Raw genomic sequence first — 259 nt, 5'->3', positions numbered from 1 at the left:
ATTTAACATAAACCCCTCCGATTTTGACTCTGGAGGGGATTTTATTGCTTTAATGTTATGCCTGCGAACCCTCTAAAGCATAACTAGCAACTTGGGTTAATAGTTCTTCGAGAATGACGTGCAATCGCGTTAACATCTCGCCCGTAAACACTTTGTGGCGATATTTTGTTGTCAACACCAGATGCACTTTTAAGTCACTGACCGACCTACCCTTGGAGACAAAATCATTTTTCACGACTTTTTCAGGAACTCTGCTATA

General features: G+C 40.9%; 1 protein-coding gene. It reads right to left on the bottom strand.

Annotation, left to right across the window (positions count from 1 at the left end):
* Positions 1-55: 55 nt before the first annotated feature.
* Positions 56-235 carry a transposase gene (locus tag AABK37_RS42155; RefSeq protein ID WP_432557295.1) on the bottom strand — a complete coding sequence of 60 codons (180 nt, stop codon included), beginning with the start codon at positions 233-235 and terminating at the stop codon, positions 56-58.
* Positions 236-259: the final 24 nt, after the last annotated feature.

This window comes from Tolypothrix sp. VBCCA 56010, from assembly GCF_050875635.1.
GTDB lineage: Bacteria > Cyanobacteriota > Cyanobacteriia > Cyanobacteriales > Nostocaceae > Hassallia.
The sequence above is the reverse complement of the archived record's forward strand: the minus strand, read 5'-3'. Positions and strand labels throughout refer to the sequence as shown.